A 15,221-nucleotide genomic window follows, 5' to 3' on the forward strand; every position below is an offset into this window, starting at 1 on the left:
GTTAGGCGCTCCTTCAGGATTGCTTGGCGGATTGTTCGGCCGGGGCCTGGCTGGCCTCCACGGCCTTTACCGGCGAGTCGGGGCGGACCTTGGGCAGACCTTCGACTATCACCCGGTCGCCAGTCGAGACGCCGGACTCGATCACCCAGCGACCGTCGCGGGTATCACCGGTCTTGACCTGGCGCACCCGCGCCATGCCGTCCTTGTCCACCACGTAGACGAAGGTGCCGCGCGGCCCCTGTGCAAGGGCACGTTCGGGGAGAGTGATGGCCTGAGGCCGCGTGAAGCCCTTCACCAGCACGCGCACGAACATACCGGGCAACAGCTTCTGCTCCGGATTGGGTACCACGGCGCGCGCACTGACGGTACCGGTGCCGGTGTTGACGAAACTGTCGGTGAAGTCGACCCGGCCGGAGAGCGGGTAGGTGGAACCGTCGCCAAACCTCAGATCAGCACTGAGCAATCCGTCCGGCGGCAACTCGACCTTGCCGTTCTTCACACCTTCGCGCAGGCGCTCGGCCTCGGTATCGGGATAGGCGAAGTTGACGTAGATGGGATCGAGCTGGGTGAGTTGGGTCAGCAGGCTGCCATTCGGATCGCCTGCCACGATGAGGCTGCCCTCGGATCGGGTTTCCTTGCTGGTCATGCCGGAAATGGGCGCTTCCACCGTGGTGTAGTCGAGGTCGATCTGACGGGCCTTCACCTCAGCCTGGGCGGCCTCGACGTTGGCCTTGCTCTGCTCGAAGTTGGAAATCGCGTTATCCAGTTCGCTTTCGCTGGCGAACCCCTTCTTCTGCAACTCGCGGGTTCGCTTGAGGTCGCGCTCGGTCTGCCGGTAGCGCGCCTGTTCCTGGGCCAGCGCGCCCTTGGCCCGAGCCAGGGCGGCTTCGTAGGTACGTGGGTCGATACGGAACAGAATCTGGCCCTGCTTCACCCGGCTGCCTTCGGTGTAGGTGCGTTGCTGGAGGATGCCGCTGACTTGCGCCCGGACCTCCACTTCACGGAATCCCGCTGTACGCCCGGCATACTCGAGGACAAGCGGGAGCGGCGCGGCCTTGGCGGTCTCCACCACCACTTCGGGGGCCGGTGGTGCGCCACCCGGAGCATCAGCGGCACCGGCAAGGCCGGTAAAACTGGCGCTTGCGGCGAGAAGTGCAAGGCTGAAGGGAAGGCTGCGGGTTAACGGCATAAGGTGTCTCCATACGGTGCCGAATCGGCAAATGAAGCAGGCGCTGAGCTATACATTCATTTGTGTCTGTAACGGTCATGTACCAGCAAAATCGGTACACTCCGCTCCCCAAACAAGAAGCCTAGTCACTATTGGCCCAACTGCTATGCGCAGAACGAAAGAAGAAGCAGAGAAGACCCGGGGGGCGATCCTCGACGCCGCCGAACACCTTTTCCTGGAAAACGGCGTGGCACATACATCGCTGGAACAGATTGCCCGCGCCGCCGGGGTGACCCGTGGCGCGGTCTACTGGCACTTCCAGAACAAGGCCCACCTGTTCCACGAGATGCTCTCCCAGGTGCGCCTACCCCAGGAGCAGATGACCGAACGGCTTTGCGGGTGCAATGGCCAGGACCCGATGCTGTCGCTACGCGACCTGTGCCTGGAAGCCATCGTCAACCTGGCAAGGGACGAGCAGCGCAAACGCATCTTCAACATCCTGCTGCACCGCTGCGAATTCACCGAAGAGCTGCGCGAGGCCGAAGAGCGTCACTACGCCTTCGTCAATCAGTTCATCCAGCTCAGCGAAGCGCTGTTCGCCCGCCCCGCCTGCCACGAGCGCCTGCGCCCGGGCATTACGCCGTTAGTGGCGTCCCGGGCGGTGCATGGCTTGGTGATCGGCCTGTTCAGCGACTGGACCCGCGACCCCGCGCTGTTCGACCCGCTGACCGATGCCGAACCCATGGTGGACGCCTTGTTCCGGGGGCTGGTGAAGGATTGGGACTGAGAACCAAGGTGTTGGGAGCGAATGCATTCGCGATTGAAATCGCTCCCAAATCCAGGGGCCGGCCTCAGGCCGCCTCGGCCTGATAACCCTCTTCGCGGATCGCTTCCAGAACCTGCTCTTCGGCAAGCCGGCTGGCGACCCGCACTTCGCCGGCCGCCAGGTCCACCTGTACTTCAGCCGCCTGGTCGCGGGCCTGCACAGCCTGGGTGATGGCGCGGACGCAGTGCCCGCAAGACATGCCTTGAACCTTGAATACCTGCATGGTCGTTCTCCTCGTGAGTGGAACCTGACGCCAGTCTCATCCTTTCCACCGTGGCAAGGTCAAGGGCTGGTCCTACACTGGGTTGAACATCTTGCAGGAGACTTTCGCCATGTACGGCTTCCGACCTGCCCTGCTCGCTTTTCTGGCGGCACCGCTGCTGGCCCAGGCCCAGCCTCCGGTCGACTATGGCGTGCTGATCGTCTCCCGGGAGCGCCTGGAACTCGCCACCGCCTGCGACGTCGGCCTCTATCTGGAAGACCAGTTGGCCGCGCGGCTGGTGCAGGGTCAGATCGTTTCCTTCAACCTGCCGCCGGGACCCTTGTCGATCCGACTGAGCCTGCTCGGCCCCGGGCGCTGCAAGCCGGGGGTCGAACAGTTGCGCCAGCAGACCATCACGCTGATGGCCGGCGAGGTACGCAAATACCGCCTCGCGCAGAGCACCGAAGGCCTCTATCTGGTACCGACCGCCGCCGTGCAATGACCACTTGACCTTTCCCTCGTGTCAAGGTTGATCCTAGGTTCATGCCAAGGAGGATCGACCCATGACCAACCCAACCGCATTCGACCTGCCCATCTCCGGGATGACTTGCGCCAGCTGCGCCGGACGAGTGGAGCGCGCCCTGGCCAAAGTGCCCGGCGTGCAGGCCGCAAGCGTCAACCTGGCTACCGAACAGGCTCGTGTTAAAGCCTCGGGCGACAGCCTGCCGGCCCTGGTAGCGGCCGTGGAAGCCGCGGGCTACCAGGTGCCCGCCCAGCGGCTGGAACTGGCCATCGGCGGCATGACCTGCGCCAGCTGCGTCGGTCGCGTGGAGCGGGCCCTGCGCAAGGTGCCGGGCGTGGCCGACGTGACCGTGAACCTGGCCAGCGAACGCGCCCACCTGCAAATCTTCGGCCCCCCCGACGGCACCCGCCTGGTCCAGGCGGTGGAAGCCGCCGGCTATACCGCCAGCCTTGTGGATGAAGATCAGCCACCAGTGGATGACACCGAAGCTCGCCTAAGCCGTGAACGCTGGGCCGTCCTGCTTGCCCTCGCCCTGGCGCTGCCACTGGTGGTCCCCATGCTGCTGGAATGGTTCGGCCTGCACTGGATGCTGCCGGCCTGGGCACAGTTCGCCCTGGCCACGCCCGTGCAGTTCATCCTTGGCGCACGCTTCTACCGCGCAGCCTGGAAAGCGGTGAAAGCAGGCGCCGGCAACATGGACTTGCTGGTGGCCATTGGCACCAGCGCCGGCTATGGCCTCAGCCTCTATCAATGGTGGACCGCGCATCCCGGCCACACACCGCATCTCTACTTCGAAGCCTCAGCCGTGGTGATTGCCCTGGTTCTGCTGGGCAAATATCTGGAAAGCCGGGCCAAACGTCAGACCAGCGCCGCCATCCGCGCCCTGGAAGCCCTGCGCCCGGAACGCGCCACTCGCCTTAGGGATGGCCGCGAGGAGGACGTCGCCATCGCCGCTTTGCAACTTGGTGACCTGCTGGTGGTGAAGCCCGGCGAGCGCTTCCCCGCCGACGGCGAGGTCAGCGAAGGGCAAAGCCACGCCGACGAAGCGCTGATCAGCGGCGAGAGCCTGCCGGTGCCCAAGCAGCCCGGCGACCGCGTCACGGCAGGAGCCATCAACGGCGAAGGGCGTCTGCTGGTGCGTACCACGGCACTTGGTGGTGAGACCGTGCTGGCGCGAATCATCCGCCTGGTCGAAGACGCACAGGCGGCCAAGGCGCCCATCCAGAAGCTGGTGGACCGCGTCAGCCAGGTGTTCGTCCCGGCGGTAATGCTGACTGCCCTGGCCACTCTTGCCGGCTGGTTGTTGGCCGGTGCCGGCATCGAGACCGCGCTGATCAATGCCGTTGCGGTGCTGGTCATCGCCTGCCCCTGTGCACTTGGCCTCGCCACTCCCACCGCGATCATGGCCGGAACCGGCGTGGCGGCACGCCACGGAATCCTGATCAAGGACGCCGAAGCCCTGGAAGTTGCTCACGCCGTGACGGCCGTGGCCTTCGACAAGACCGGCACTCTCACCTCCGGCACCCCGCGCATCGCTCACCTTGTTGCGGCGCATGGCGACGAGAACGAGCTGCTGCAACTGGCCGGAGCGCTGCAACGCGGCAGTGAACACCCGCTCGCCAAAGCGGTGCTGGATACCTGCGTCGATCGCGGCCTGGACGCTCCCAACGTGGACGACAGTCGTGCCTTGGCCGGCCGCGGGATCCAAGGCAGGGTGAACGGCCGCCTGCTGGCCCTGGGAAACCGTCGTTTGCTGGATGAACAGCAGCTTGCGGCAGGCGACCTGGCCAGCCAGGCCAAAGAATGGGAGACCGAGGGACGCACTCTGTCGTGGTTGCTGGAGCTGCAACCGGAGCCGCGTGTGCTCGGCCTCTTCGCCTTCGGTGACACCCTCAAGGATGGCGCTGCACAGGCTGTCACGACCCTGCGCGAGCGGGATATCCACAGTCACCTGATCACCGGCGATAACCGCGGCAGTGCGCGGGTGGTGGCCGAGGCCCTGGGCATCGACTCGGTACACGCCGAGGTGCTGCCGGCGGACAAGGCCGCCACAGTGGCAGCGCTCAAAGCCCGGGGGGCAGTAGTAGCAATGGTTGGCGACGGCATCAACGACGCCCCGGCCCTGGCCGCCGCCGACGTCGGCATCGCCATGGGCGGCGGTACGGACGTGGCCATGCACGCCGCCGGTATCACCCTGATGCGCGGCGACCCGCGCCTTGTTCCAGCGGCCCTGGATATCTCCCGCCGGACCTATGCGAAGATTCGCCAGAACCTGTTCTGGGCCTTCATCTACAACCTGATCGGCATCCCCCTGGCCGCCGCCGGCCTGCTCAGCCCCGTAGTGGCGGGTGCGGCCATGGCGCTGTCCAGTGTCAGCGTGGTGAGCAATGCACTGCTGCTGAAGACTTGGAAGCCGGACGATTGACACCCATTTCCGCAGGAACCAGCTTGCTTGCGAGGGTTCGCGAGCAAGCTCGCTCCTACGGTCGCGGCCCCGCAAGAGAGGAAACGCCAATGAACATCGGCCAAGCGGCGAAGAAAAGCGGGCTGACCGCGAAGATGATTCGCTACTACGAAGGCATCGGCCTGCTGCCGGAAGCCGGACGCACCGACAGCGGCTACCGCCAGTACAACAGCCAGGACCTGCACACCCTGGCGTTCATAAAACGCTCGCGGGACCTCGGATTTTCACTGGAGGAAGTGGGCCGGCTGCTGGAGCTCTGGCAAGACCGCCAGCGCGCCAGCGCCGATGTGAAGGAGCTGGCCCGCGACCATATCGAAGCGCTGAACCGCAAGATCTCCGAGCTCGCGGGTCTGCGCGACACGCTTCAGGAGCTGGTGGATCACTGCCAGGGCGACCATCGCCCGGATTGCCCGATCCTCAAGGACCTGGAGTCAGGCGGCTGCTGCCACTGAAGGTGCGCCCCAACAAGCCCTTGGGCAGTACGGTGATTGCCAGCCCTACGAACACCAGCACGCATGCCAGCCAGCCGGTGGCACTGAGTTCCTCGCCCAAAAGCAACCAGCCGGACAGCAGCCCCGACACCGGCACCGCCAGGGCGAAGGGTGTCACCAGGCTGGCCGGATAGCGCTGCAGCAGGAAGCTCCAGAGGCCAAAGCCCACGGTGGTGGCGAGGAAGGCGATGTAGACCAGCGCGCCGATGCCGCCCCAGCTCGGGTGGCTCAACGCGCTGGCAATGGCTTCGGGGCCTTCGAAGACATAGGAGAGCAGCAGCAAGGGCAGCGGCGGGATCAGGCTGACCCAGCAGATCAACCGCAGCATGTCCTTCGCGCCGCTGCGTTTGGTGGCGATATTGGCGAAGGCCCAGGCCAGCGCCGCGGCAATCACCAGCATGAACGCCAGCAGGCTGTCCCCCAATGGCCGGCCCAGGCCGATCAGCACCAGCCCGGATGCTGCCAGCAGGAGCCCCAGCAGGCCTCTACGGCTGGGCCGCTCGCCGAGAAATAGCGCCGCGATCAGGATGGTGAAGAACACCTGGCTCTGCAGCACCAGCGACGACAGCCCAGCCGGCATTCCCAGGTGCATGCCGACGAACAACAGGCCGAACTTGATCACGCCCAGTAGCAGGCCGATCTGCACGATGCGCCAGAACGGCGCCGGCATCGGTCCGCGCAGGAACAGCAGCGGCAGCGCCGCGAGGGCGAAGCGCAGCGCGCAGAACAGCAGCGGAGGGAAATCTTCCAGACCGACCTTGATCACCACGAAATTGACGCCCCAGATCAGGGTGACCAGCAGGGCCAGGAGAATGTGTGGAAGAGGCATGGCGAGGACTCCGGAAGTTCAGGCACACGCTAGCAGCCTGGCGGTCGGATGTAAGGACACAGAACGCTGGAAAAATCAGCAGGGGCTGTATGGCTGCCCTCCCCCCTATCCCGCACGCGGGAGAGGGGGCAGCTCGTGCCAGGGAGTTGGAATGTGCCTCCTGTAGGGGCGAATTCATTCGCCAGGCAGGCGAAGGACTGCCCTTCACTGCTGCGCCGTACCTGCCTGCCCTCCCCCGCCCTGCGCCCCTGTCCGATCGCTTCGCGCTCAGGCGTTCATCGGCCCCGGCAGCGGTGCTTCGGAAAGCGGGCTTCTTCACCCCAGAGGGAGAAGGGGCTGTCTGTGCCGAGGTCGATTCACGCGGAGTGCCGTGGGAGCGAATTCATTCGCGAAAGGCGACGGAACTCGCCCAACAAAAAGGCCGCATTGGCGGCCCTTCCGGTTCAGCTCGATCAGCTCAAGCCTGCGACTGCAGGTAGTTCTGCAGGCCGATGCGGTCGATCATGCCGAGCTGCTGTTCCAGCCAGTAGGCGTGATCTTCCTCGGTGTCCTTGAGCTGGGCGGCGAGGATGTCGCGGCTCATGTAGTCCTTGTGCTTCTCGCACAGGGCAATGCCCTTGCTCAGCGCGGCACGAACTTCATATTCCAGCTTGAGGTCGGCACGCAGCATGTCCGGCACGGTGTGGCCGGGATGAATGGTGCGCGGGCGCATGTCCGGAGTGGCTTCGAGGAAGAGGATGCGCTGCAGCAGGGCATCGGCGTGCTGGGTCTCTTCTTCCATCTCGTGGTTGATGCGTTCGAAGAGCTTGTTGAAGCCCCAGTCCTGGTACATCCGCGAATGCAGGAAGTACTGGTCACGGGCGGCCAGTTCACCGCGCAACAAGTCCTTGAGGTAATCAACCACTTCGGCTTGGCCTTGCATCTGCACATCTCCTGATAAAACCAATGAGCAAGGATCGTGCGCCGACCCTGCCAGGTCAAGTGACGGTCAGCCGCGCATCCAGGGTGGCGTTGGCTCTTCAAGCCCTTGCGGCGCGTCCTGCTCGGCCAGCGCCGCCTGGCGTCGGGCCTCGTCAGCCAGGGCCGCCTTGATTTCGCGCATCACCGCGTCCAGGTCGGCAGAGTCCTCGGGCTCGTCGAAGTGGCCGGTAAGCGGACTTTCCGGGGTCAGCTTGCCTTCCTCGAAGAGCGCCCACATTTCCTTGGCGTAGCGGGTGAACTTCAATTCGGGGGCGAACTGGCCGAAATACTCGGCCATATTGCCAACATCTCGCTCCAGCATGCGGAAGGCGTGGTTGTTGCCTGCCGCATCCACGGCCTGGGGCAGGTCGATGATGACCGGGCCGTAGGGGTCGAGTAGCACGTTGAACTCTGACAGGTCGCCATGGACCAGCCCGGCGCAGAGCATCTTGACGATCTCGCCGATCATGAAACCGTGGAACTCGCGCGCATCCTCCGGCGTCAAGTCGACATCGTTAAGGCGTGGCGCGGCATCGCCTTCACCGTCGCTGACCAGCTCCATGAGCAGTACGCCATCGAGGAAGTCGTAGGGCTTGGGTACCCGTACTCCGGCGTTGGCGAGTCTGAACAGCGCCGCCACCTCGGCGTTCTGCCAGGTTTCCTCGCGCTCGCGGCGGCCGTACTTCGAGCCCTTGGCCATGGCCCGGGCATCGCGGCTGTTACGCACCTTGCGGCCTTCCTGGTATTCGGCGGCCTGGCGGAAACCACGCTTGTTGGCCTCCTTGTAGACCTTGGCGCAACGCAGCTCACTGCCGCAGCGCACCACGTACACGGAGGCTTCCTTGCCGCTCATCAGCGGGCGCAGGACTTCATCGATCAGGCCATCTTCCAGCAATGGCTCAAGGCGTTTCGGGGTCTTCATGCAGGTGCTGCGAGTGCCTTCAAGGGGACGGAGAGGATGGGCCGACGTTATACGGCATGCGGGCAGCGGCGGCTATCCACGACGCAAAAGACCGCGACGAAGGGCTTCGATGGCATAGCGCACCTTGGCCGGCAATGCATCGCGGCGCGGGGTGACAATGTAGAGCCCCACCGGCCTCGGCTGCCACTCGGGAAGCAATGCCAACAGCCGGCCGCTGGCCAATTCCTCGCGCACTTCCGGTTCCGGCTGCAACGAAATACCGAGGCCAGCCAGGGTGAAGCTGCGCACCGCGAGGATATTGTTGCACGCCACGCGCGGCTCCAGGCGCAGCCGTTGTTGTTCCCCGCCGGGGCTGGTGAAAGTCACCTGGTGCTGCTGGCGTTCGCCATTGAGGCTGATCCAGTCCAGCTCCAGCAGCCGCTCGGGCCGCTGGATCGGACCGCTGCGGGCCAGATAGGCCGGCGCGCAGCAGAGCACCGCCGGCCAGTCAGCAAGATGCCGGGCCACCAGGCTGGAATCTTCCTGAGAGCCCACGCGGATGGCCAGGTCGATGCGCTGCTCCACCAGGTCGATCTGCTCGTCATGAAAGAACAGTTGCAGGCTGAGGCCAGGATGGGCTTCCAGCAGTGGCGCCAGAGCCTCGGTCAGCATGCCGGTAGAGAAGCCCACGGGCGCCGCGATGCGCAGCTCGCCCACCGGGGCATCGCGCAGTTCCGCCAGGCGCTGCTCGGCCTGCTGCGCCAGCTCCAGCACCTGGGCGCAGCTCTTGTAGAACACCGCGCCAGCCTCAGTCAGGGTCAGCTTGCGCGTGGTGCGATGCAGCAGGCTGACCTGGGTTTCCTCTTCCAGCTTGCGAATTTGCTGGCTCACTGCCGAGGCCGTCATGCCCAGCACTTCGGCGGCTGCCACCATGCTGCCGCGCTCGACCACGGTGGCGAACACCGCCATGCGCTTTAGCTGCTCCATTCGTAAGCTCCGCTTAATTGTGAAAGCACCTTTCGGCACTTTTTCCGCCGATTATCCAGCAGCGATTATGCGTCACCTCGCAACCCAGCATGGAGATGCACATGAAAATCGCCCTGATCGGCGCCACCGGTTTCGTCGGCTCCGCCGTCCTCAGCGAAGCCCTGCAACGCGGCCACCAGGTGACCGCCATCGTCCGCCATCCGGAAAAACTCTCGCAGCACGCTCAGCTCGACGCCGTGAAAGGCGACGCCTATGACGCCGCAAACATCGCCGGGGCAGTAGCCGGCCACGACGCAGTGATCCACGCCTTCAACCCCGGCTGGGGCGAAGTGAAGATTCGCGAGCTGTTCATCCAGGGTACCCAGGCCATCTTCGCCGGAATCCGGCAGGCCGGCCTCAAGCGCCTGCTGGTGGTCGGCGGGGCCGGCAGCCTCTATGTCGCGCCAAACCTGCAGCTGATCGATACCCCGGATTTCCCTGCCGAGTACAAGGAAGGCGCGGAAGGCGCACGCCAGGCACTCCGCCTGATCCGCGAAGAACAGGACCTGGACTGGACCTTCATTTCCCCGCCCGCCCTGCTGGAACCGGGCGAGCGCACCGGCCGCTTCCGCGTCGGCGGCGACCAGCTGCTGATGAGCGGCGACCATCCGGCACGTATCTCGGTGGCGGACCTCGCCGTGGCCATCGTCGACGAACTGGAACAACCCCAACACATCCGCCAACGTTTCACCGTCGGCTACTGAGGAACATACCCATGACCCTGACCGCATCCGCCCATGTCGCCACCGCCACCCCGGCGCGCTACATCACCCGCCTGTGCAAGCACTTCGCCCATCGCGTGCCTGTGAGCCACGACAATCAGCAGGGCCGCATCGAGTTCGACCTGGGCCTCGGCCTCCTGCGCGCGGAGGACGATGGCCTGACCTTGTCCGTGGAAAGTCAATCGACCGAAGGCCTGGAGCGACTGAAGGACATCGTCGGCAGTCACTTCGTGCGCGTGGCCTGGCAGGAAGAGCTGCAGCTGGAGTGGAGTGCCTGAGCCACCGTACGGCCCTCTCCCTGAAGGGAGAGGGGGCTGTCCGCAAGACCTGGTATCGCTGTCGCGGACAGGCCTTTCCGGTGGGGGTGAGGGATGCCCCCACTCCTGTGTCCCAATCCCCAGTCCCGACGCCGCAACGCGCCTCACCTCCCCCGCAAGCCCCCATCCAGAGCAGTGCAACGCTTGTGGCACAGCCCTTGCTCTGTACCTGTTGCAACGGTGATACACCCAGGTGCAGACCCGGACGGCAGCATGCGTCCGAACGCAATCGTGCGATAGGGAGGTTGTTTCAAAATGACTGACCCCAGGCTGCTGTGCGAACACGAACCTAGCGTTACCGAATTGCTGTTCCCCGAGGAGGCCATCTTCAAGAACGGCCTGCCGACCACGGCCGACCGCAAAGAGATACCCCAGACTCCCTGGATCGAGTACGTCGCTGGCCAATGGGTGGTGCTCAGGCGACGCCGCGACGTGCCGCAGGAAAGGCGCGGCTTCCACGCCATGCGCAAGCACATCGACAAGCTGATCGACCAGGGCTGGAGCATTACCGGTCGCGATCCGGTGCGCCTTGAACGCCATCATCAGGTAAAGATCGTCAAAGGCGGCGTGCTGATCGATGGCTGAAAACCGCCCTGCCATCCGGACGAAAAAAAGGGCGGCCCCGACATTGCGGGCCGCCCTAAATCACGGAGTTGCTTACATCGCGTGGCAGCGATGACTTGCCGCCACGGGTATTGGATTACTTTTCCAGGATCGCGGTCACACCCTGGCCACCCGCAGCGCAAATCGAGATGAGTCCGCGCCCCTCACCCGCCACCGAAAGCAGCTTGGCCAGGTTGGCGACAATTCTCCCGCCGGTGGCGGCGAACGGGTGGCCAGCCGCGAGCGAGCTGCCCTTGACGTTCATCTTGCTGCGGTCGATGGAGCCCAGCGGTTTGTCCAGATCGAGACGGCTCTTGCAGTAGTCGGCGTCCTCCCAGGCCTTGAGGGTGCAGAGCACCTGGGCGGCGAAGGCTTCGTGGATCTCGTAGTAATCGAAGTCCTGCAGGCACAGGTTGTTGCGCGCGAGCAGACGCGGAACCGCGTAGACCGGCGCCATCAACAGGCCTTCCTCGCCGCTGACGAAATCCACCGCCGCCGCTTCGCCGTCCCGGAAGTAAGCGAGGACCGGCAGGCCGCGCGCCTTCGCCCACTCCTCGCTGGCCAGCAGCACCACCGAGGCGCCGTCGGTCAGAGGCGTCGAGTTCGCCGCCGTCAGGGTGCCGCGCGGGCCGCGCTCGAACACCGGTTTCAGGCCGGCCAACTTCTCGGCATTGATGTCCGGGCGCAGGTTCTGGTCGCGGTTCAGGCCACGGAAGGGGCTCATCAGGTCGTTCTGCCAGCCCTCGGCATAAGCTGCCGCGAGCTTCTGGTGACTGGCGATGGCCAGTTGGTCCTGCTCATCGCGCGGGATGGCCCAGGTCTGCGCCATCAGCTCGCAGTGTTCACCCATGGACAGCCCGGTACGCGGTTCGCCGTTGCGCGGAATGTTCGGCGCCAGGTGACGCGGGCGAACCTTCAGAAGGGTCTTGATCTTGTCGCTGGTGGTCTTGCCACGGTTGGCTTCCAGCAGGATCTTGCGCAGCTCCTCATGCACACCGATGGGCGCGTCGGAAGTAGTGTCCACGCCGCCGGCGATACCGCATTCGATCTGGCCGAGGGCGATCTTGTTGGCCACCAGGATGGCGGCCTCGAGGCCCGTGCCACAGGCCTGCTGGATGTCGTAGGCCGGGGTTTCCGGTGCCAATCGCGAGCCCAGCACGCATTCACGGGCCAGGTTGAAATCGCGGGAGTGCTTGAGTACTGCGCCAGCGGCGAACTCGCCTACGCGCACGCCATGCAGGTTGAAGCGTTCCACCAGGCCCTCCAGGGCGCTGGTCAGCATGTCCTGGTTGCTCGCCGTGGCGTAGACGGTGTTGGAGCGGGCGAAGGGGATGCGGTTGCCGCCGACGATGGCGACCCGGCGAAGCTGGGCCATGGTGACTCCTTGCGATGAGGGTTTGCGGGTTGCAGTGTCGGATACAAGACTAGACGGCTGGATTGGCCGCCTCGCCGCTTGGCAGGTCAGCGCGGTCAATTGCGCTCAACGCGTGTCTGCGTAGAGTGAGGCCACTTTCGATTGACCAGCAGGAGCTACCCATGAACGACCGTTACCTCGCCTTTGCCAACTCCAACGCCGGCCGGCGCCTGGTGGGCGCCCTGGGCTTGCCGGCGCCGGTGCGCCTGGAGCGCTGGATGGCAGGCCGCGCACGGCCGGTTGACGGAGCCCTGCTGATCGGTGGCCAAGGTGCACTCGCCGAAGCGGCCAGCGGTGTGCTGAACAAGCTCACCGACCAGAATTTCGCCGATGAGGACGGCCGTTTCGGCCTGTCGCGCTGGACCGCCGAACACGGTCCGAAACTCAAGGCGCTGATCTACGATGCCAGCGGGCTGACCCGCTTCGAGCAACTGATCGAACTGCGCAACTTCTTCCAGCCAGCCATGAAAGGCCTGGGCAAGTGCCCGAAAGTGGTGGTCCTGGCCCGCGCCCCCGAAGCGACCAAGGACCTGGTCGCCGCCAGCGTGCAGCGCTCCCTGGAGGGTTTCACCCGCTCCCTCGGCAAGGAGGTCCGTCGGGGCGGCAACGTCCAGCTGATCTACGTGGGCAAGGGCGCGGAAGACCAGCTCGAAGGTGCGCTGCGCTTTTTCCTGTCCCCCAAGAGTGCCTACGTTTCTGGCCAGGTGCTGCGCTTGACCGCCTGCCCGGAGAGGGTCCAGGACTGGACCCGCCCACTGGCCGGCAAGCGGGCGCTGGTGACCGGAGCCTCCCGCGGGATCGGCGCCGCCATCGCCGAAACCCTGGCCCGCGACGGCGCCGAGGTGGTGCTGCTGGACGTCCCCCCGGCGAAGGACGCCCTCGACGGCCTGGCCGCGCGCCTGGGCGGCTACAGCATCGCCATGGATATCACTACCGAGGATGCCGCCAGCCAACTGGTCGAAGCCCTGCCGGAAGGTGTGGACATCCTGGTGCACAACGCCGGTATCACCCGCGACAAGACCCTCGCGAAAATGAGCGACGACTTCTGGAATTCGGTGCTCAACGTCAACCTGCGCGCCCCGCAGGTGCTCACTCAGGCCCTGCTGGACGCCGGCAAGCTGCACGACAACGGCCGCGTGGTGCTGATCGCCTCCATCAGCGGCATCGCCGGCAACATGGGCCAGACCAACTACGCGACGAGCAAGGCCGGGGTGATCGGGCTGGCGCAGAATTGGGCGCCAATGCTGGGCAAGCGCGGCATCAGCATCAATGCCGTAGCGCCGGGTTTCATCGAAACCCAGATGACTGCCGCCATTCCCCTGACCATCCGCGAAGCGGGCCGGCGCATGAACTCCATGAGCCAGGGCGGCCTGCCCCAGGACGTGGCCGAAGCCGTCGCCTGGTTCGCCCAGCCGGGCTCAGGCGCCCTGACCGGACAGGTGATGCGGGTATGCGGGCAGAGCCTGCTGGGGGCCTGAGTACCAGCACCCAATGTGAATCAAACCCTTGTAGGGGCGAATGAATTGGCTCTGTCAACGTTACGTGTTGCAAGCAGCTGCATTGCCCGTAGGAGCTGGCTTGCCAGCGAATGGCCCCGTTTCGCTGGCAAGCCAGCTCCTACAAGGCTATTGGCCCGCGGGCAAATCTCTCGCAACAGCTAACGCAGACTTAGCCGATGAATTCGCCCCCACAAGAGCATTCGCACCGGCCAGATACACGCGAGCCTCAGCCCTCGCCCTTCCCCTTCCGCCGAAACTCCACCGGCGTCTCCCCCACCCAGCGCTTGAATGCCCGGTAGAAGGTGCTGGGTTCGGAGAACCCGGTGCGTTCGACGATGACCTCGATGCGCTCGTCGGTCTTCAGCAGCAGTTCCTTGGCCAGCCGGCAGCGGTAGTCGGTAACCAGGTCGTTGAAACGCACGCCGGCCGTGGCCAGTCGTTCGCGCAGGCGGCGGGCCGGCATGTTCAGGCGTGCGGCGACCTGCTCCAGGGTGGCTCCGCCATCCACCAGCAGTTCGCCGATCAACTCTCGCACCTGGCGCACCAGGTCCAGGCGCTCCACCTCCGCTAGCTGGCGGCGCGCCAGTGACTCGTGCATGCGCAGCAAGTCCGGCGCGGCGTGGCGCGAGGGTTTATCCAGCACCTCGGCGTCGAAGATCAGTGCGTAGCGATCGGCCCCCAGCTTCGCCGGGCAGCCATAGACCAAGTGGTAACGCTCCGCGGGGGCTCCTTCGGCGTGCATCAGTTGCACTTCGTGGGGCTTGAACTGCCCATCGGTCAGGGCATGGAAGAGGCGGATCACCGCACCGGCGAGCATCTCCGGGAAGTGCCGATTGCTGCCCGCATGCCGGCCAAGGGAGAGGACAGCGCGATCATCTTCAACTTCCAGATGGGCACTCAGGGTGTCGGAGAGCAAGCGCACGTAGCGCAGGGCATGTCGCAGCCCCTCGCCAAAGGTGCCACTGGAGAGGAACAGGTACTCCAGCAGCAGTCCGTGAAAGGCCGGTAGGTGGCCCGCCAGGTAGAGGCCGACATGCTCCTCACCGCACTCGGCGGCCGCGGCCTTCCAGAACTGGGTTTGCGCAGCATGGGGAAAGCGACCCGGGGGTAGTCCGCCTGGCGGCAGGCCGACACGCACCAGAACCTTGTCCGGGTCGGTGCCGCTGGCACGCAGGGCGTCGATCACCGGGCGCATCAGCGCCACATCGTCGGTCAGATCACGCATCATTTTCGGAGAATTCTTATTGTCTGCGAGGCGCGGCCATCTTATTCGGCT

16 protein-coding genes are annotated in these 15,221 nt (G+C 65.2%); 8 read left to right on the forward strand and 8 right to left on the reverse strand.

The genetic code is table 11. The features are described 5' to 3' along the window. Window positions 1-13: 13 nt before the first annotated feature. Window positions 14-1,189 (reverse strand): efflux RND transporter periplasmic adaptor subunit, encoded by a 1,176-nt coding sequence (locus SA496_RS22665; protein WP_120654397.1) that lies wholly within the window; start codon window positions 1,187-1,189, stop codon window positions 14-16. A 145-nt stretch (window positions 1,190-1,334) separates the two neighbouring features. Between SA496_RS22665 and SA496_RS22670 the strand changes: the two genes are divergently transcribed. Next, window positions 1,335-1,955 carry a TetR family transcriptional regulator gene (locus SA496_RS22670; RefSeq protein ID WP_120654396.1) on the forward strand — a complete coding sequence of 207 codons (621 nt, stop codon included), beginning with the start codon at window positions 1,335-1,337 and terminating at the stop codon, window positions 1,953-1,955. Between the two features lie 64 nt (window positions 1,956-2,019). On the opposite strand, the gene SA496_RS22675 is transcribed toward SA496_RS22670, so the two are convergent. After that, entirely contained in the window at window positions 2,020-2,217 is a 198-nt protein-coding gene (locus tag SA496_RS22675; protein WP_069085773.1) for a heavy-metal-associated domain-containing protein, read from the reverse strand. A gap of 109 nt (window positions 2,218-2,326) precedes the next feature. On the opposite strand from SA496_RS22675, the gene SA496_RS22680 reads away from it, so the two are divergent. The 3 genes from SA496_RS22680 to cueR all read left to right on the forward strand — a co-directional run bounded on the left by SA496_RS22680 (window position 2,327) and on the right by cueR (window position 5,635). Beyond that, a complete protein-coding gene (locus SA496_RS22680; protein WP_120654395.1) occupies window positions 2,327-2,698 on the forward strand; it encodes a hypothetical protein in 372 nt (123 codons plus the stop codon). Between the two features lie 61 nt (window positions 2,699-2,759). Beyond that, the gene (locus SA496_RS22685) at window positions 2,760-5,144 is read left to right on the forward strand and encodes a heavy metal translocating P-type ATPase (RefSeq protein ID WP_153920619.1); all 2,385 of its coding nucleotides are present in this window, start codon (window positions 2,760-2,762) and stop codon (window positions 5,142-5,144) included. Window positions 5,145-5,233: 89 nt separating this feature from the next. After that, on the forward strand, window positions 5,234-5,635 hold the full coding sequence (gene cueR, locus SA496_RS22690) for a Cu(I)-responsive transcriptional regulator (RefSeq protein ID WP_120654393.1): 402 nt from the start codon (window positions 5,234-5,236) through the stop codon (window positions 5,633-5,635). On the opposite strand, the gene SA496_RS22695 is transcribed toward cueR, so the two are convergent. The 4 genes from SA496_RS22695 to SA496_RS22710 form a co-directional block, all read right to left on the reverse strand. Next, window positions 5,601-6,503 carry an EamA family transporter gene (locus tag SA496_RS22695; RefSeq protein WP_153920621.1) on the reverse strand — a complete coding sequence of 301 codons (903 nt, stop codon included), beginning with the start codon at window positions 6,501-6,503 and terminating at the stop codon, window positions 5,601-5,603. The genes cueR and SA496_RS22695 overlap by 35 nt on opposite strands. Window positions 6,504-6,960: 457 nt before the next feature. Beyond that, window positions 6,961-7,425, reverse strand: a complete 465-nt coding sequence (gene bfr, locus SA496_RS22700; RefSeq protein WP_120654391.1) for a bacterioferritin — start codon at window positions 7,423-7,425, stop codon at window positions 6,961-6,963. Window positions 7,426-7,491: 66 nt separating this feature from the next. After that, the gene (locus SA496_RS22705; protein WP_120654390.1) at window positions 7,492-8,385 is read right to left on the reverse strand and encodes a PA4780 family RIO1-like protein kinase; all 894 of its coding nucleotides are present in this window, start codon (window positions 8,383-8,385) and stop codon (window positions 7,492-7,494) included. Window positions 8,386-8,457: 72 nt separating this feature from the next. Then, on the reverse strand, window positions 8,458-9,351 hold the full coding sequence (locus tag SA496_RS22710) for a LysR family transcriptional regulator (RefSeq protein WP_120654389.1): 894 nt from the start codon (window positions 9,349-9,351) through the stop codon (window positions 8,458-8,460). 101 nt (window positions 9,352-9,452) lie between these two features. On the opposite strand from SA496_RS22710, the gene SA496_RS22715 reads away from it, so the two are divergent. The 3 genes from SA496_RS22715 to SA496_RS22725 all read left to right on the forward strand — a co-directional run bounded on the left by SA496_RS22715 (window position 9,453) and on the right by SA496_RS22725 (window position 11,014). Beyond that, window positions 9,453-10,094, forward strand: coding sequence for an NAD(P)-dependent oxidoreductase (locus SA496_RS22715; RefSeq protein WP_120654388.1), 642 nt, complete (start codon window positions 9,453-9,455; stop codon window positions 10,092-10,094). 11 nt (window positions 10,095-10,105) lie between these two features. Beyond that, complete coding sequence (locus SA496_RS22720; RefSeq protein WP_120654387.1) at window positions 10,106-10,390, forward strand: DUF2218 domain-containing protein; 285 nt, start codon at window positions 10,106-10,108, stop codon at window positions 10,388-10,390. 294 nt (window positions 10,391-10,684) lie between these two features. Further along, window positions 10,685-11,014 (forward strand): hypothetical protein, encoded by a 330-nt coding sequence (locus tag SA496_RS22725; RefSeq protein ID WP_120654386.1) that lies wholly within the window; start codon window positions 10,685-10,687, stop codon window positions 11,012-11,014. Between the two features lie 115 nt (window positions 11,015-11,129). On the opposite strand, the gene SA496_RS22730 is transcribed toward SA496_RS22725, so the two are convergent. Next, a complete protein-coding gene (locus SA496_RS22730) occupies window positions 11,130-12,407 on the reverse strand; it encodes an acetyl-CoA C-acetyltransferase (protein ID WP_330114500.1) in 1,278 nt (425 codons plus the stop codon). Between the two features lie 161 nt (window positions 12,408-12,568). Between SA496_RS22730 and SA496_RS22735 the strand changes: the two genes are divergently transcribed. Further along, the gene (locus tag SA496_RS22735; protein ID WP_330114501.1) at window positions 12,569-13,924 is read left to right on the forward strand and encodes a 3-oxoacyl-ACP reductase; all 1,356 of its coding nucleotides are present in this window, start codon (window positions 12,569-12,571) and stop codon (window positions 13,922-13,924) included. A gap of 247 nt (window positions 13,925-14,171) precedes the next feature. On the opposite strand, the gene SA496_RS22740 is transcribed toward SA496_RS22735, so the two are convergent. Beyond that, the gene (locus SA496_RS22740; protein WP_153920668.1) at window positions 14,172-15,170 is read right to left on the reverse strand and encodes an AraC family transcriptional regulator; all 999 of its coding nucleotides are present in this window, start codon (window positions 15,168-15,170) and stop codon (window positions 14,172-14,174) included. Between the last annotated feature and the right edge of the window lie 51 nt (window positions 15,171-15,221).

Source organism: Pseudomonas sp. JS3066, assembly GCF_036328175.1.
Taxonomy (GTDB): Bacteria; Pseudomonadota; Gammaproteobacteria; order Pseudomonadales; family Pseudomonadaceae; genus Metapseudomonas.

Bases quoted from the DNA above. Each gene is read 5' to 3' on its own strand.
- SA496_RS22665 (WP_120654397.1), bottom strand. From the start codon at position 1,189: ATGCCGTTAACCCGCAGCCTTCCCTTCAGCCTTGCACTTCTCGCCGCA.
- SA496_RS22670 (WP_120654396.1), top strand. From the start codon at position 1,335: ATGCGCAGAACGAAAGAAGAAGCAGAGAAGACCCGGGGGGCGATCCTC.
- SA496_RS22675 (WP_069085773.1), bottom strand. From the start codon at position 2,217: ATGCAGGTATTCAAGGTTCAAGGCATGTCTTGCGGGCACTGCGTCCGC.
- SA496_RS22680 (WP_120654395.1), top strand. From the start codon at position 2,327: ATGTACGGCTTCCGACCTGCCCTGCTCGCTTTTCTGGCGGCACCGCTG.
- SA496_RS22685 (WP_153920619.1), top strand. From the start codon at position 2,760: ATGACCAACCCAACCGCATTCGACCTGCCCATCTCCGGGATGACTTGC.
- cueR (WP_120654393.1), top strand. From the start codon at position 5,234: ATGAACATCGGCCAAGCGGCGAAGAAAAGCGGGCTGACCGCGAAGATG.
- SA496_RS22695 (WP_153920621.1), bottom strand. From the start codon at position 6,503: ATGCCTCTTCCACACATTCTCCTGGCCCTGCTGGTCACCCTGATCTGG.
- bfr (WP_120654391.1), bottom strand. From the start codon at position 7,425: ATGCAAGGCCAAGCCGAAGTGGTTGATTACCTCAAGGACTTGTTGCGC.
- SA496_RS22705 (WP_120654390.1), bottom strand. From the start codon at position 8,385: ATGAAGACCCCGAAACGCCTTGAGCCATTGCTGGAAGATGGCCTGATC.
- SA496_RS22710 (WP_120654389.1), bottom strand. From the start codon at position 9,351: ATGGAGCAGCTAAAGCGCATGGCGGTGTTCGCCACCGTGGTCGAGCGC.
- SA496_RS22715 (WP_120654388.1), top strand. From the start codon at position 9,453: ATGAAAATCGCCCTGATCGGCGCCACCGGTTTCGTCGGCTCCGCCGTC.
- SA496_RS22720 (WP_120654387.1), top strand. From the start codon at position 10,106: ATGACCCTGACCGCATCCGCCCATGTCGCCACCGCCACCCCGGCGCGC.
- SA496_RS22725 (WP_120654386.1), top strand. From the start codon at position 10,685: ATGACTGACCCCAGGCTGCTGTGCGAACACGAACCTAGCGTTACCGAA.
- SA496_RS22730 (WP_330114500.1), bottom strand. From the start codon at position 12,407: ATGGCCCAGCTTCGCCGGGTCGCCATCGTCGGCGGCAACCGCATCCCC.
- SA496_RS22735 (WP_330114501.1), top strand. From the start codon at position 12,569: ATGAACGACCGTTACCTCGCCTTTGCCAACTCCAACGCCGGCCGGCGC.
- SA496_RS22740 (WP_153920668.1), bottom strand. From the start codon at position 15,170: ATGCGTGATCTGACCGACGATGTGGCGCTGATGCGCCCGGTGATCGAC.